Annotated in this window: 11 protein-coding genes and 2 riboswitches; of the genes, 5 read left to right on the forward strand and 6 right to left on the reverse strand. The window is 60.9% G+C overall.

What is annotated here, in order from left to right:
- Positions 1-12 precede the first annotated feature (12 nt).
- The gene (locus tag AC07VR_RS13160) at positions 13-1,602 is read left to right on the forward strand and encodes an ABC-F family ATPase (protein WP_494993278.1); all 1,590 of its coding nucleotides are present in this window, start codon (positions 13-15) and stop codon (positions 1,600-1,602) included.
- Positions 1,603-1,672: 70 nt separating this feature from the next.
- On the opposite strand, the gene AC07VR_RS13165 is transcribed toward AC07VR_RS13160, so the two are convergent.
- The 4 genes from AC07VR_RS13165 to cobW form a co-directional block, all read right to left on the reverse strand.
- Positions 1,673-2,413, reverse strand: a complete 741-nt coding sequence (locus AC07VR_RS13165) for a vWA domain-containing protein (protein WP_495011466.1) — start codon at positions 2,411-2,413, stop codon at positions 1,673-1,675.
- Complete coding sequence (locus AC07VR_RS13170; protein ID WP_495011467.1) at positions 2,338-3,345, reverse strand: magnesium chelatase ATPase subunit I; 1,008 nt, start codon at positions 3,343-3,345, stop codon at positions 2,338-2,340. The genes AC07VR_RS13165 and AC07VR_RS13170 overlap by 76 nt, the downstream gene beginning before the upstream one ends.
- A 166-nt stretch (positions 3,346-3,511) precedes the next feature.
- Entirely contained in the window at positions 3,512-7,285 is a 3,774-nt protein-coding gene (gene cobN / locus AC07VR_RS13175) for a cobaltochelatase subunit CobN (RefSeq protein ID WP_495011468.1), read from the reverse strand.
- Between the two features lie 3 nt (positions 7,286-7,288).
- Positions 7,289-8,368: a cobalamin biosynthesis protein CobW gene (cobW, locus tag AC07VR_RS13180; RefSeq protein ID WP_495011533.1), complete on the reverse strand. Its 1,080-nt coding sequence runs from the start codon at positions 8,366-8,368 to the stop codon at positions 7,289-7,291.
- Positions 8,369-8,462: 94 nt separating this feature from the next.
- Positions 8,463-8,676: riboswitch (cobalamin riboswitch) on the reverse strand.
- Positions 8,677-8,865: 189 nt separating this feature from the next.
- Positions 8,866-9,094, forward strand: a riboswitch (cobalamin riboswitch).
- 100 nt (positions 9,095-9,194) lie between these two features.
- On the opposite strand from cobW, the gene AC07VR_RS13185 reads away from it, so the two are divergent.
- The 4 genes from AC07VR_RS13185 to cobM all read left to right on the forward strand — a co-directional run bounded on the left by AC07VR_RS13185 (position 9,195) and on the right by cobM (position 11,340).
- The gene (locus AC07VR_RS13185; RefSeq protein ID WP_494993282.1) at positions 9,195-9,389 is read left to right on the forward strand and encodes a CbtB domain-containing protein; all 195 of its coding nucleotides are present in this window, start codon (positions 9,195-9,197) and stop codon (positions 9,387-9,389) included.
- Positions 9,390-9,400: 11 nt separating this feature from the next.
- Positions 9,401-10,102 (forward strand): CbtA family protein, encoded by a 702-nt coding sequence (locus AC07VR_RS13190; protein ID WP_494993283.1) that lies wholly within the window; start codon positions 9,401-9,403, stop codon positions 10,100-10,102.
- On the forward strand, positions 10,099-10,512 hold the full coding sequence (locus AC07VR_RS13195) for a cobalamin biosynthesis protein (protein WP_494993284.1): 414 nt from the start codon (positions 10,099-10,101) through the stop codon (positions 10,510-10,512). Before AC07VR_RS13190 ends, AC07VR_RS13195 begins: the two co-directional genes overlap by 4 nt.
- Before the next feature lie 81 nt (positions 10,513-10,593).
- Positions 10,594-11,340 (forward strand): precorrin-4 C(11)-methyltransferase, encoded by a 747-nt coding sequence (gene cobM / locus AC07VR_RS13200; RefSeq protein ID WP_494993285.1) that lies wholly within the window; start codon positions 10,594-10,596, stop codon positions 11,338-11,340.
- A 203-nt stretch (positions 11,341-11,543) separates the two neighbouring features.
- Here cobM and nfuA read toward each other — a convergent pair whose 3' ends face one another.
- Both nfuA and AC07VR_RS13210 read right to left on the reverse strand, forming a co-directional pair.
- Positions 11,544-12,128 carry a Fe-S biogenesis protein NfuA gene (gene nfuA / locus AC07VR_RS13205; protein WP_007946504.1) on the reverse strand — a complete coding sequence of 195 codons (585 nt, stop codon included), beginning with the start codon at positions 12,126-12,128 and terminating at the stop codon, positions 11,544-11,546.
- Between the two features lie 100 nt (positions 12,129-12,228).
- Complete coding sequence (locus AC07VR_RS13210) at positions 12,229-14,520, reverse strand: fatty acid cis/trans isomerase (protein ID WP_495011469.1); 2,292 nt, start codon at positions 14,518-14,520, stop codon at positions 12,229-12,231.
- Between the last annotated feature and the right edge of the window lie 96 nt (positions 14,521-14,616).

A 14,616-nucleotide genomic window follows, 5' to 3' on the forward strand; every position in this document is an offset into this window, starting at 1 on the left:
TAGGTAAGGTAATTGATCTCCACAGCTAACATCACGATGCAGTTCGGCGCCAAGCCGTTATTCGAGAACGTTTCGGTCAAATTTGGCGCCGGTAACCGTTACGGCCTGATCGGCGCCAACGGTTGCGGCAAATCGACCTTCATGAAAATCCTCGGTGGCGACCTGGAGTCTTCCGGTGGCCAGGTGATGCTGGAGCCGAACGTACGTCTGGGTAAGCTGCGCCAGGACCAGTTCGCCTACGAAGAATTTACCGTGATCGACACCGTGATCATGGGTCACGAAGAGTTGTGGAAGGTCAAGGCCGAGCGCGATCGCATCTACTCGCTGCCGGAAATGACCGAAGAAGACGGCATGGCCGTGGCCGAGCTGGAAACCGAGTTCGCCGAGATGGACGGCTACACCGCTGAATCCCGTGCCGGTGAGCTGCTGTTGGGCCTGGGCATTGGCATCGAGCAGCACAATGGCCCGATGAGCGAAGTATCGCCGGGCTGGAAACTGCGGGTGTTGCTGGCTCAGGCTCTGTTCTCCGACCCTGAAGTGCTGTTGCTCGACGAACCGACCAACCACCTGGACATCAACACCATCCGCTGGCTGGAAAACGTTCTGACCCAGCGTAACAGCCTCATGATCATCATTTCCCACGATAGACACTTCCTTAACAGTGTCTGCACCCACATGGCTGACCTGGATTACGGCGAGCTGCGCCTGTTCCCGGGCAACTATGACGAGTACATGACCGTGGCCACCCAGTCCCGCGAGCAACTGCTCTCGGACAACGCCAAGAAGAAGGCGCAGATCTCGGAACTGCAATCGTTCGTCAGCCGCTTCTCGGCCAACGCCTCGAAAGCCAAGCAGGCCACTTCCCGCGCCAAGCAGATCGACAAGATCCAGCTGGCCGAAGTCAAGCCGTCGAGCCGGGTCAGCCCGTTCATTCGTTTCGAGCAGACCAAGAAGCTCCATCGCCAGGCGGTCATCGTCGAGCGTATGGCCAAAGGCTTTGATGGCAAGACACTGTTCAAGGACTTCAGCTTCACCGTTGAGGCCGGCGAGCGCGTGGCGATCATCGGCCCGAACGGGATCGGTAAAACCACCCTGCTGCGTACCCTGGTCAACGACCTGAGCCCGGATGCCGGTAGCGTGAAATGGACCGACGCCGCGGAAATCGGCTACTACGCACAGGACCACGCTTCGGACTTCGAAGACGAATCCAGCCTGTTCGACTGGATGGGTCGCTGGACTCAAGGCGGCGAGCAGCTGGTACGTGGCACCCTGGGCCGCATGCTGTTTTCCAACGACGAGATCCTCAAGTCGGTCAAGGTGATTTCCGGTGGTGAGCAAGGCCGCATGCTGTTCGGCAAGCTGATCCTGCAGAAGCCGAACGTACTGGTGATGGACGAACCGACCAACCACCTGGACATGGAATCCATCGAAGCGCTGAACCTGGCGCTGGAAAACTACCCGGGCACGCTGATCTTCGTCAGCCACGACCGTGAGTTCGTGTCGTCCCTGGCGACCCGCATCATCGAGCTGAGCCCGAGCGGTGTGATCGACTTCAGCGGCACCTACGACGACTACCTGCGCAGCCAGGGCGTGGTGTTCTGATTTAGTTTGCCGCTTTAAGCAAAAGCCCCGTCCTTGTGACGGGGCTTTTGTGTTTCAGGGCATGGAGATTTCAACCCGGCAGCAAATCATCAATATGCCGATAATCCGCCTGCAACTGCGTCGCCAGCTCCCTGGCCCGCCCAAGCCGAATCGGACCTCTCTCGATGTCCACCAACAATCCTGAACAATTGAGCATCGGCAGCGCCGGCCAGTTCTTCAAGCGGCCGTCAGTCAACAACAACAGCCGCTGCTGCTCCGCCGCAAAGCGCTTTTGCCTGAATGCCAGCCACTCGCTCGCTTGCTCCAGAGCCGCCAGCAACGGCGTGCCACCACCCGCCCCCAACGCATCAAGCCAGCCTCGCAGACCGCGCGAAGCTTTCAGGCCTTGCACCTGCCATTTCGGCGAGTGGCCACTGGCAGTCAGCAACGCCAGGCGCGCCCGGTGCCGGTAAGCGTCATCGAACAGCTGCGCCAACAATCCTTTGGCGTCGCTCAGGGCCTGATGACGGCGAGTCGAGGCCGAGGCGTCGACGATCACCAGCCACAGCTCATGGGGCGAACGGCTGCGCAGACGGTAAAGCAAATCCTCACGCTGGTTCGGACGGCCATTGAGCAAGGTGCCGGGCCAATTGATTGAACCGTTGCGCGCCGCACGACTCTTGCCCTGCCTGCCATTGTCCAGCCGTCCCGCACGGGGCCTGGCATCCGCCCCCGCATCAGATCGAGGGCGAATGCCTAGGGCTTTTTTGGCCAGCTCGGGACTTCTCGTCGAGCGCCGACCGGCAACGCAGGTGCAGGCATTTCGCCCCATTGGCCCTGGCCTTCGGTCGGGTTGGGATTCTGTGCAGATTGAGACTGTGGGGCGTTGGCCTGGCTTGGCGCAGGCGGCGAATGCTCGCGGCGACGATGGCGCAAGGCAAACTCGGCCACCGCGTCGATATCTTCTTCGGTAATCGCCTGCACGCCTCGCCAAGCGGCATGGGCGCGAGCCGCGCGCAGCCAGACCAGATCGGCACGCAGCCCATCGACACCAGCGGCAAAGCAGCGTTCGGTAATGTGTGCCAAGGCCTGATCATCGAGGGGAATGCTGGCCAAGGCCGAGCGCGCCTGCTGGCAGCGTTCGCGCAGTGCATGCTGCTGGGTTTCCCACTGCGCACAAAACGCCTGCGGATCGCTGTCGAAGTCCAGCCGACGACGGATGATCTGGCCACGTTCAGTCGGCGGCGTCTGCCCGCTCAAGGCGACGTTCAAGCCAAAACGGTCGAGCAACTGCGGGCGCAATTCGCCTTCTTCCGGGTTCATGGTGCCGATTAGCACGAACCGCGCCGAATGCCGATGGGAAATCCCGTCGCGCTCAATCAGGTTAATGCCGCTGGCGGCCACGTCCAGCAGCAAGTCCACCAGATGGTCGGGCAACAGATTCACTTCATCGACATACAACACCCCGCCGTCGGCCTTGGCCAGCACGCCGGGAGAAAACTGCGCCCGGCCTTCGCCAAGGGCCGCGTCCAGATCCAGCGTACCCACCAGGCGCTCTTCAGTGGCACCCAACGGCAAGGTGACAAATTGCCCGCTGGCCAACAGGTCCGCCAGACCACGGGCCAGGGTCGACTTGGCCATGCCACGCGGGCCTTCGATCAGCACGCCGCCAATCTTCGGATCGATAGCCGTCAAGCACAGCGCCAGCTTCAAGGCATCAGCACCGACCACGGCGCAGAGTGGAAAATGTGGGGTGTCACTCATGTTCGGGTCTCGGTTGGGTCGGGTCATGTGTCGTCTGTGTGATCGTTCCCACGCTCTGCGTGGGAATGCAGCCCGTGACGCTCTGCGTCACATTAAGCGCCGAACGCGGAGCGTCCGTTGAGGCATTCCCACGCAGAGCGTGGGAACAATCGGTGCTCACTCCAGGTCAGGTGTCTTCTTCTATATCCAGCAGCAAGTTCTCCAGCGCCTCACGATACTCACCCGGGTCGCTCCACATTCCACGCTGCTGGGCTTCGAGCATGCGTTCGGTCATGTCGCGCAGGGCATGCGGGTTGTGCTGCCGGACAAAATCACGGGTCGCGGGATCGAGCAAATAGGCATCGGCCAGCAAGGCGTACTGATGATCGTCGATCAACTGCGTGGTGGCGTCGAACGCGAACAGATTATCCACGGTCGCCGCCAGTTCGAAAGCCCCTTTATAGCCGTGACGCTTGACCCCTTCGATCCACTTCGGGTTCGCCGCCCGGGAACGGATCACCCGGTTCAGCTCTTCCTTCAAGGTGCGGATCTTCGGCAGATCGGGCTGGCTATGGTCGCCATGGTAGCTTGCGACCGGCTCACCGCCGAGGCTTTCCACGGCGGCGAGCATGCCGCCCTGAAATTGGTAATAGTCATTGGAATCAAGCAAGTCATGCTCGCGGTTGTCCTGGTTTTGCAGCACTGCCTGAACCTGACTCAAACGCTGAGCGAATTGCTCGCGCGCCGCGGTGCCTTCATCGGAACCGCCATAGGCGTAGCCGCCCCAATTCAGATAGACCTCAGCCAGGTCTTCGCGGCTTTGCCACAAGCGACCGTCGATGGCGCCCTGTACGCCCGCGCCATAGGCGCCGGGTTTGGCGCCGAATATTCGCCAGCCGGCCTGACGCGTTGCGGCGTCCTCATCCAGCCCGGACTGCAACAGCGCTTCACGCTCACTGCGGACTTTGGCCGCCAGCGGATTCATGTCATCCGGCTCGTCCAGCGCGGCAACGGCCTGCACCGCCGCATCGAACAAACGGATCAGGTTGGCGAAGGCATCGCGGAAGAACCCGGAAACCCGCAAGGTGACATCAACCCGCGGCCGGTCCAGCAAGCTCAGAGGCAGGATTTCGAAATCGTCGACCCGCTGACTGCCAGTGGCCCACACCGGACGCACACCCATCAACGCCATGGCCTGGGCGATATCGTCACCGCCGGTACGCATGGTCGCCGTGCCCCAGACCGAAAGCCCAAGCTGACGCAGGTGGTCGCCGTGATCCTGCAAATGCCGCTCAAGAATCAGGTTCGCCGACTGAAAGCCGATACGCCAGGCAGTGGTGGTCGGCAGGTTACGCACGTCCACCGAGAAAAAGTTACGCCCGGTGGGCAATACATCCAGCCGCCCGCGGCTCGGCGCACCACTGGGGCCCGCCGGAACGAAACGCCCGCTCAGGGCATCCAGCAGACCGCGCATTTCTGCCGGGCCACAGGCGTCCAGACGCGGCGCAACGACTTCGCGCAGGCTTTCGATAATTGCCTTCACCTCGGCCCAGCCCGGTTCGTTCAACGTGTCGACATCAGCGCTTAACACCCGCTCGATCAACTGCGCGGCAAACAGCTCGAGGCGCTCACGGCTATCGCCGGTGGTGCGCCAAAGCTCATTGCTCAGCGTCTGCAGTTCAACCGGTCGCGGTCCGGTCCAGGGATCAGCCAACACACAGTCCAGCGGATCGAAACCCAGTTCGAAGGCCTTGGCCAAGGCTCGCAGCAAACTCGACTGCGCACCGCGTCCATCGCCACGGGGAATACGCAGTAACGCCAACAGGGTATCGATGCGCAAGCGGCCGGTTGGCGACTCGCCGAACACATGCAAGCCATCGCGGATCTGCGACTCCTTCAAGTCGCACAAATAGGTGTCCAGACGCGGCAGCCAGATCGCCGCGTCAGCGTCGCTGTCGAGCTTTTCGTCCAGTTGCAGTTCGCGGTCGATCCGGGTTTCGCGCACCAGTTTCAGAATGTCGCGCTGCAACTCCCGGGCTCGGCGCGGATCAAGCAACTGCGCTTCGTAATACTCGTCGGCCAGCAACTCGAGATCGCGCAGCGGGCCGTAGGTTTCAGCGCGGGTCAACGGCGGCATCAGGTGATCGATGATTACCGCCTGGGTGCGACGCTTGGCCTGGGCGCCCTCACCCGGGTCATTGACAATAAACGGATAGATGTTCGGCAATGGCCCCAGCAGCGCATCCGGCCAGCAGTTTTCCGAAAGACCGACGCCCTTGCCCGGCAACCACTCGAGGTTGCCGTGCTTGCCGACGTGGATTACCCCATGGGTGCCGTAGGTTTGTCGCAACCAGAAATAGAACGCCAGATAGCCATGAGGCGGCACCAGGTCCGGGTCGTGATAGACCGCGCTCGGGTCGACCTGATAGCCCCGCGCCGGTTGAATGCCAACGAAAGTCAGGCCAAAACGCAGACCTGCGATCATCATCCGCCCGCCGCGGAACATCGGATCGCTTTCAGGCGCGCCCCAGCGCTCAAGCACCGCGTTGCGATTGGCTTCGGGCAGGCAATTGAACATCAAGCAATAGTCGTCCAGTGCCAGGCTTTGCTGGCATGGCCGCTGGTCGATGCTCTCCAGATCATTGCTGACCCCGCCAAGCAATTGCTGAATCAGCGCTGTGCCACTTTCAGGCAGTTGCGCCGGCAGCGGATAGCCCTCAGCGTGCAGCGCCCGCAGGATATTCAGCGCAGCGGCCGGGGTGTCGAGGCCCACGCCGTTGCCGATCCGGCCATCACGGGTCGGGTAGTTGGCAAGAATCAGCGCGATACGCTTTTCGCCATTCGGTACCCGCGCCAGATCAATCCAGCGCCGCGCCAGTTCGGCGACGAAGTCCATACGCGCAGGCGCAGGTCGGTAGCAGACCACATCGGACTGACTGCGCTCGCTGCGCCAGGCCAGGTCCTTGAAGCTGATGGGCCGACTGATGATGCGCCCGTCCAGCTCCGGCAAAGCGATATGCATGGCCAGGTCTCGCGGCCCGAGGCCCTGCTCGCTGGCGCGCCAGCCGGGCTCGTTGTCCTGGGCGCAGATCGCCTGGATCACCGGGATATTACGCCGGAAAGGCCGCAGATGCGGTGCTTCAGGACTGGACTGGGCAAAACCGGTGGTGTTCAGAATCACCCCAGCCTCGACCTCGTCCAGCCAATCTTCGACCATCGCCAGGCAGCCAGGCTCTTTCAAACTGGCCAGCGCAATCGGCAACGGGTTAAGCCCCGCCGCCTGCAAGCGCTGGCAGAAAACATCGATAAAAGCGGTGTTCGCCGCCTGCAGGTGCGAGCGATAGAACAACACCGCCGCCACGGGTTGATCAGCGTGCCAGTCGGCTTGCCAATCGCTGAGCGTGGCGCTGCTTTTGCGCGGATGGTAAATCGCCGTACGCGGCAGGATTTGTGGTTCGGCCCATGGGTAATCGCGATCCAGCCAGCGACTGGCCAGGCAGCGATACAGGTCCAGCGCGTTGCCCAAACCACCTTGACGCAGGAAGTGCCAAAGCCGATCGCGGTCTTCGGCGACCACCGTGCTCAGGTCGCTCAGTTCCGGGTCGGGACGATCGTCGCCGGGCACCAGAATCAGTTGCACGCCCTTCTCGGCCAGCTGCACCAGACGCTCGATGCCGTAACGCCAATAACCGATCCCGCCGTGCAGCGAGATCAGAATGACTTTGGCGTGACACAAGACTTCGTCGACGTACAGGTCGACCGAGGCGTGGTTCTGTACCTGCATCGGGTTGGCCAGACGCAGGCTCGGGTAGTCGTCCGGTAATTGCTGCGCGGCTTCGGCGAGCAGCGCCAGGCTGGAATCGCCGCTGCACAGGATCACCAGCTCGGCGGGGGTTTGTCCAAGGTCGGCAATGTTGTCATCCGACACGAAACCTCCGGGCTGGGTCCTGAGCAGGTGCATGGCTCAGGCGCCGAGTGCGGCGCGCAATTGCGCTTCGATCAGAGCGGCATCCAGTTCCTGGCCAATCAGTACCAGGCGTGTTGCACGCGGCTCATCGGCGCGCCAGGCACGGTCGAAATGTCTGTCGAAGCGCGTGCCCACGCCCTGGATCAGCAAGCGCATCGGCTTGTTCGCAACCGCGGCGAAACCTTTGACCCGCAGAATGCCGTGCTGAACCACCAACTGGGTCAGGGCATCCAGCAGCAGGCTTTCGTCGGCCTGGGGCAGTTCGATGGAAATGGAATCGAAGGCGTCGTGGTCATGGTCATCATGCCCTTCACTATCGGCATCACCGTCGTGATGATGGTCGTGGTGGCTGTGACGGCTGTCGATATGCTCTTCGGAACCGGCGCCCAGACCAATCAAAACCTCCAGAGGCAAGCGACCGCTGCTGGCTTCGATGATTTTTACTGCTGGCGGCAGTTCTTCGGCGACTTCCAGGCGCACTTTGGCCAGGTCTTCAGGGCTGATCAGGTCGGCTTTGTTGAGGATCACCAGGTCGGCGCTGGCCAGCTGGTCGGCGAACAGTTCGTGCAGCGGTGATTCGTGGTCCAGGTTCGGGTCAAGCTTGCGCTGGGCGTCGACTTGATCCGGGAACGCAGCGAAGGTGCCGGCGGCCACGGCCGGGCTGTCGACCACCGTGATCACTGCATCGACAGTGCAGGCACTGCGGATTTCCGGCCACTGGAAGGCTTGCACCAGCGGTTTGGGCAGCGCCAGGCCAGAGGTTTCGATGAGGATGTGATCCAGGTCGGCGCGACGGGCAACCAGCTCGCGCATCACCGGGAAGAACTCTTCCTGGACGGTGCAGCACAGGCAACCGTTGGCCAGTTCATAGACCCGGCCGCTGGCCTCTTCTTCAGTGCAACCGATGGAACATTGCTTGAGAATTTCGCCGTCGATGCCCAGCTCGCCAAATTCGTTGACGATCACTGCAATGCGGCGGCCCTGGGCGTTATCAAGCATATGCCGCAGCAAGGTGGTTTTGCCCGAGCCGAGGAAGCCGGTGACGATGGTGACGGGAAGTTTGGCCAGTGTTTTCATCGGATGCCCTTTGGCAAGGTGGCGGGCATACGGGACGACAACCACACCGATGGGCGCGGAAGATTTCGCCACCGGATCACCCCGCCCGGTTGTAGTGAGAATCTGGTACGAGGCAGGTCTCCTGGCTGACGGCCTGCCGGTCTTTCGACTGGCGATTTCTGCGCCTTCCCGCTCGCTCTATGGATAGAGGGTGCAGTGGCATGGCAGAAACGGAACCGTTCACAGTTGCGGGGGCAGCCGCGGCATTGACCGCGTTCCCTTCTTAGCTTCGGCGAGAGTGCCGAAGAACCTCGAAAGCGCAAGGCTACGCATCGCTTGGGGGCGGGTCAATGTCCGGACAGAGATCTATGGTGACTGTGACGACGCCATCGCGAGCAAGCTCGCTCCTACATTCAATCGCGGTCCCCTTGTAGGAGCGAGCTTGCTCGCGATGGAAGCGCCTCGGTCCAACAAGTGAGAAACCTTGCCAATTGACTCTCATCCCCCGCCCATGCTCTCCTACGCAACTTGTTACGGGTGCCCTTCACAGGGTGAAACGGGAAACCGGTGAGTCATGTGCTTTACTCAAAGCCTTGATCAGTCCGGTGCTGCCCCCGCAACGGTAAGCGAGCGAAGAGTCAGATCCACTGTGCCAGCAGTTCGGCATGGGAAGGTGACTCTTGCAGGTGAAGGCACTGGCCCAAACCCCTCGTGAGCCCGGAGACCGGCCCGCAATACTGAAATAACAAACCCGCGGTGGGCGGGCGCTGTTTGAACCGCTGCGAGCCTGTCTCGCAGGGGTTTTCATGCGCTCGATTCACCCGCTGACACATCAGAGGGAAGCGCCATGTCGATCATCAGCAGCACCCGCCACGCAGGCACCGCCAGCACCACGTCCACCCTGAGCCAACGTCTGATTGCCGCCATCGGCGCATCGATTCTGGGCGCGTGCCTGGTGTATTTCGCCGGTTTCTCGCATATCGAAGCGGTGCACAACGCCGCCCACGACACCCGTCACAGCTCCGCTTTTCCGTGCCATTGAGACCTGCTGACATGATCAAGCGTATTGCGCAAACCGCAGGTTTCACAGGGCTGCTCGCGGCCTTGTTGCTGACCTTGCTGCAAAGCTTCTGGGTCGCGCCGCTGATTCTCCAGGCGGAAACCTATGAAAAGGCCCCGGCCGCCGAAGTCCACGAACACGCTGAAGGCGCCATGGCCGGTCATACCCATGATGCCGAAGCCTGGGAGCCGGAGGACGGCTGGCAGCGCGTGCTCTCGACCACCGGTGGCAATCTGGTGGTGGCCGTCGGTTTCGCCCTGATGCTTGCGGGTCTCTATACCCTGCGCGCTCCGGGTCGCACGTCCGAAGGTTTGCTCTGGGGCCTGGCCGGTTACGCGACCTTCTGCCTGGCACCGACCATGGGCCTGCCGCCGGAGCTGCCCGGCACTGCCGCCGCTGACCTGCTGCAACGGCAGACCTGGTGGGCCGGGACCGCGGCGTCCACCGCTGTCGGCATTGCGCTGATCGTGTTTGGCAAACACTGGCTATTGAAGATTCTCGGCGTGGCAATTCTGGCGGTACCGCACATCATTGGCGCGCCGCAACCGCAGGTGCATTCCAGCCTGGCGCCGGAAGCGCTCGAAGCACAATTCAAAATCGCTTCGCAATTGACCAACGCCGCGTTCTGGCTGGCCCTGGGCCTGATCAGCGCCTGGTTGTTCCGTCGCAAAAGCGAAGGCCAATACCGCGCATGACTGACATCAGCACAGCGCCGACCCTGGTAGTCGGCCTGGGCTGCCAGCGTGGCTGCCCCGCCGCCACGCTACAGGCGTTGCTCGATCAGGCGTTGCAGGCTCACCACATCGATCTGCAAGCGATCCAGGCCCTGGCCAGTATCGACCTGAAACGAGAGGAGCCTGGCCTGCTTGAGCTGGCTGCGCAATTGGCGTTGCCGCTGACATTCTTCAGCAGTGCACAGCTCGCTGCCTATGAGCCACAACTGAGTCATCGCTCAGAGATCGCATTTGAACGCACCGGTTGCTATGGCGTGGCCGAAAGCGCTGCGCTGGCACTGGCCGAGCATCTGACGCAAAGCCCGGCCAAACTGCTGATCTCGCGACAGAAATACGCCCAGGCCACCTTTGCATTGGCATCTGCGCCGTAAAATCCCCGATAATCCCCGCCCTTGATCATGAGCAATCTTCATCTGAAGCATTGCCGACACGACTTTGCACAGGAAACAGCCATGACCGTCTACTTTATCGGCGCAGGTCCCGGCGACCCGGAACTGATCACCGTCAAAGGCCAGCGGCTGATCCGCAGTTGCCCGGTCATCATCTATGCCGGCTCGCTGGTGCCCGCTGCCGTGCTGGAAGGCCACCAGGCCGAACAGGTGATCAACAGTGCAGAATTGCACCTGGAGCAGATCATTGAATTGATCAAGACCGCCCATGGCAAAGGTCAGGACGTGGCCCGGGTGCATTCCGGCGATCCGAGCCTGTACGGCGCAATTGGCGAGCAGATTCGCTATTTGCGCGAGTTGAATATTCCCTTTGAAATCATCCCTGGCGTAACGGCAACCGCAGCCTGCGCGGCCCTGCTGGGCGCGGAGCTGACGCTACCGGACGTGTCCCAGAGCGTGATTCTGACCCGCTATGCCGACAAAACGGCGATGCCGGCCGGGGAAGAACTCGGCAGCCTGGCACAGCATGGAGCGACCATGGCGATTCATCTGGGGGTCAATCATCTGGAGAAAATCATCGCCGAACTGGTCCCGCACTATGGCCTGGACTGCCCGATTGCAGTGATTCATCGCGCCACCTGGCCGGATCAGGATTGGGTGGTGGGCACATTGGCTGATATTACTGAAAAGGTTCAGGCAAAGGGATTTCGTCGTACCGCGCTCATCCTGGTGGGTCGGGTGCTGGCCAGCGACAATTTCAGTGAATCGTCGCTGTATCGTGCCGGGCATGCGCATTTGTACAGACCCTGAACATGATCGTCCCCACGCTCGCGCGTGGGAACACCTCAACGGACGCTCTGCGTCAGCTCCTGGGACGCGGAGCGTCCCGGGCTGCATTCCCACGCGGAGCATGGGAACGATCAATACGAGGGCTATTTAATGACCACCTCAAATCCCAGGCATAAAAAAACGGCGCTCACGGGGCGCCGTTTTTTCTGTTTGCAGCGAACACCTTAGTAGTAGGCGTTTTCTTTCTGCGTATGGTCGGTGACGTCGCGTACACCTTTAAGCTCCGGAATACGCTCAAGCAGTGTGCGCTCGATGCCTTCCTTCAAGGTGACATCAGCCTGGCCGCAGCCCTGGCAACCACCGCCGAATTTCAGCACGGCGATACCGTCTTCAACCACATCGATCAGGCTGACCTGACCGCCGTGGCTGGCCAGCCCCGGGTTGATTTCGGTTTGCAGGTAATAGTTGATGCGCTCGTTCACCGGGCTGTCAGCGTTGACCATCGGAACTTTGGCGTTTGGCGCCTTGATGGTCAGTTGGCCGCCCATACGATCGGTGGCGTAATCAACCACGGCATCGTCCAGGAAGGCTTCGCTGAAGGAATCGATATAAGCGGTGAAGCTTTTGAGCCCCAGCGCGGTATCTTCCGGTTTTTCTTCGCCCGGCTTGCAATAGGCAATACAGGTTTCGGCGTATTGGGTGCCAGGCTGGGTAATAAAGACTCGGATGCCGATTCCCGGGGTGTTCTGCTTGGAAAGCAGATCAGCCAGATAATCGTGGGCAGCATCGGTAATGGTAATAGCGGTCATGGAAACTCCTCGCAGGCTTGGACGCAGTTTACGCCAATCATCGCGCCGGACAAAGTCCTAGTATTTTTGTCGGGAAAGAACCGGCCATCGTCACCATCGATTACAGGTTCTCGTAGCGGTTCATGTCCAGCACGCCCGCTTCCACCGGCTCGGTTGCGCGAATGTACTCGGTCAGGTCATGGAAGTACTGCCAGAACTGTGGATGGCTGCGACGAATCCCCCAGCGATCAACGATTTTCTCGAAGTGATCAGCATCCTTGGCGCTCTCCATTCGCGCAACAAACTCGGGAACCTGCTCGGCCGGGATGTTGAAGATGAAGTTCGGATAGCTGCTGAGTACGCCTGGATAAATCGTCAACGTATCCAATCCGGGTTGATAACGCAGCGCCTCGCCGAGCAGGAACGCCACGTTACTGTGGGCGCGGTTGCGCAGCAGGCTGTAGACCTCACGCTTGCCGCTTTTGGTCTCGATGCGCAGCATCGTGGCCTCTGGCAACTGATCGATGACCCGAAGCCCCGCAGCCGGGCGCGAGACCAGGCGACTCAAGGCCTGTTCGGCGTCTTGCAGGGCCGGATCGATATTCGGCCGTGAGCAATACGCGCCGTCACAGCGATTGATCGGGTCAGGCCTGGCGTTCAAGTCACCGTAGCGCGCCAGCAGTTGGTTGGCGAAATCGCGCTTCGGGTCCTTTTCATCCAGCTTCAGTGCGGTGCGTTTGTCGTTGTCGATGCTTTCATAGTCCAGCCACATCTTGAACTTGCCGCTGCTCTGGTACCAATCGTCGAGATAATCGTTCCGGGAATCGGCCGGCATCAGGCGCAGGAAGTTCTGCTCGGCGCCGTTGCGGATCAGGTCGAAATACAGACGGGTCTGGGCCTGGTGGGAAACGTTTCCGAATACATCGAAATTGACCGCCAACTGATAATACGTGCGTTCCAGCAACGGATAGTCGAACAGCCACATCGTTTGCGGTACGTCACCGATCAAGCCTTTGTTCACCGAGGCGCTGTCGAAGTGGCGGAAAATGCTCAGCAAGGCGTTGTCGTTGCCGGCCCATAGGGTCGACCAGCTTGGCGCTGGCGCATCGGCGTAGGTGTCCCGGCGCAAGGCTTCATATTCGTTGCGCTTGTCGCGATAGTTGTGCCACAGGGTCAAGACACTGCCGACATCATCATTTTGTCCCGGCATCGCCAGCAACGGCGTTGCCTTAGTGCGGTAGTTGCGGTTGGTGATGTACAGGTCATGTTCCGGCGCCTGGAACAACGCCCAGAAGTTGTCGCGAATCACGTCAGTAGCAATCTGCCCTCGGCAGACCGGACCACGGATAAAGGTCCGCACAAAGTATTCGGCATTATCGAGCATGAACTGATAACGCGCCTGCGCCGGAATCGCCTCGAACGTTTCGAACGGATTGGCCCGCCGCTCCGGCCCGTAACCGGGCAACGCATTGACGTGCCAGTTACCGCTGTAGAACAGGGTTTTGACCCGCGCCATTTTTGCCGGGCCCAGGCCAAAAGTGATGTGGGTCTTGTGCACGATCACACCCTGCACCGGCCACAAGCGGTAATAGATCTGAGTACCGGGGTCGTCATTTGGACGACGGGTGGCGATCAGGTCGATCGGCTTCCCCGGCGGCGTACGCGAACGCACCCATTGGAAGAAATGCCCCGGCTCACCGCCCTTGAAATAGATGTGTGCCAGGAACAAATGCTCAAACAGCCATCGAGCGACCAGGCTTTCCCGAGCGCCCGAGGCATTGAGCAGGCTTTCCCACTGAACAATCTGCAACGCCTCCTGGGCACTGGGCGCCAGGTCTTGATCATCGATCGGCGCCCCTGACGCCAACCAGCGTTGCAGGGTCTGGTACTGCTGATCGGTCAGGCCCGTCACCGCCAGCGGCATGCCCTCTTTGGGATGTGCACCGGCATAGCTGTCAAACTCGCCCGGCATTGGGCACATGTTCTCGCGCTCGAGGCCCAAAACGATCTCCCCGGGCAACTTCGCGTTGGGCCGAAGTGGCGTTTTGTGGCCCAGTTCAAGCATTCGCGCCATCAGCGCCGCCTGGCTGCCCTGAGCATCGAGCACTGAATAGAAATCCTCACGCTGCCAGGCCGCCTTGCCAAAGGCGTCGTAGAACAGCCGCGTCGGCCTTGAGGCTTGACTGCGCTGGCCGTTATAGACCGGCATTTTCGTAGCGCCCCGTGCCGCACCCTCCCCACTGCCCAGATTGAGCTGACAGGCGGAGTCATAGCAGGCATGGCAGGCCACGCACTTATCGGTAAAGATCGGTTGAATATCACGGGTATAGGAAATCGCTGGCGCCGGACCTTGCGCTGTGGCGGCGAAACTTAACAGCAGCAAAATACTGCCGATGACAACGCGATAAGACATGTCCCTGGTTCCGGCGATAGAAAAACGTCGCGATTCTACCGGTCTATCCCGGCCACCAACATGAGCGATATTCATGCAAAAGCCTGCCATGCTCTA

This window comes from Pseudomonas sp. GW821-FHT02H09 (genome assembly GCF_059421425.1).